At 30.9% G+C, this 1,105-nt stretch carries 1 protein-coding gene; it reads right to left on the reverse strand.

Features of this window, described 5'->3' with window-relative positions; translation table 11 throughout:
* Window positions 1–128: 128 nt before the first annotated feature.
* Entirely contained in the window at window positions 129–1,004 is an 876-nt protein-coding gene (locus tag HNR52_RS12245; RefSeq protein WP_013788611.1) for a nitroreductase family protein, read from the reverse strand.
* Between the last annotated feature and the right edge of the window lie 101 nt (window positions 1,005–1,105).

A 1,105-nucleotide genomic window follows, 5' to 3' on the forward strand; every position in this document is an offset into this window, starting at 1 on the left:
TATAGTGTAACAACATATTAAATACCATAAAAGCGAGCATTTGTCTCTATTTTTTATTAAATTTTTTCATGTAAGTTTATTATGGTAATTTATGTAAGCAAATTTTCTCATCTATAGGTAAATACTAATTATTTTACATCCAGTCGGTCTACATGAAATGTATCATCTAAAAAATCAAAGCCTTGTTCTTTGAAAAAGTTCCATATCCATTGATTCATACCTATCATTTCCGTAGGATTATAATGAAGGCCAAATAATTTTTGTGCTGGATTTATATAACCGTTTTTTTCAACATTTGCTTTTACTTTGTCTGCAAAGTTCTTTCCGTTAACCATTGAAGCGATTCTGTAAAGATCATCTATCAAATAGCTGTTTTTGTCATTTATGTACGTATTGCTGTTTTGGTATTTTTCTTCATAATATCTTTCAATTTCGTCATCGCTTAATTTTTTGTACTTATCGTCAAAAATGACTGCATCTTTTTGAAGCTTTTTTCTGGAATTTATTTTACCTTTTACATTCCCAAGGCACATAGCTAATACAGGTATAGTAAGCTCTGGCAATTCTAAAAGCTCTTTTATTTCCTCATAGCGTAGATTTGGCGTACCTAAGTAAACACTGCCTATACCTTTTAAAGTGCATGCACATTCAATGCTTTGTGCAACACACATTACATCTTCTAAAGAGATTATAAATTCCAAAAAAGATCTATTCCGCCCATAAGGTGCCATACTTATTTCGCACCATCTTTTTTGCTTATAAAAATCCAAAAGAAATACTAAGACAGTGTCGCATTTTTCAATAAAATTCTGTCCAAGCAAATCTTTAAGCTTTGACTTTTTAACTTTATCCCTTATCTTAATTATAGTGCATGGCTGAGTATTGCCTCCGCTGGCGGCATTTAAACCAACTTCTAATATGTCATTTAAAACGTCATCGTCTATGGGAATATCCAAAAAATTTCTGCAGCTTCTCCTATCCTTTAACAATTCAATTGCATCCATTTGTTAATCCTCCTAGTATAATATATTTGTAACAAAGTTACATGATTTATATCAAATCGGGAGTTAATACACCGAACAATAATTTAACATGACCTTTCTAT

The sequence above is a fragment of the Thermoanaerobacterium thermosulfurigenes genome, assembly GCF_051201035.1.
GTDB classification, from domain to species: domain Bacteria; phylum Bacillota; class Thermoanaerobacteria; order Thermoanaerobacterales; family Thermoanaerobacteraceae; genus Thermoanaerobacterium; species Thermoanaerobacterium thermosulfurigenes.

What these genes read in the sequence shown, in the direction of transcription:
- HNR52_RS12245 (WP_013788611.1), bottom strand. Translation starts at nt 1,004, where the DNA reads ATGGATGCAATTGAATTGTTAAAGGATAGGAGAAGCTGCAGAAATTTT.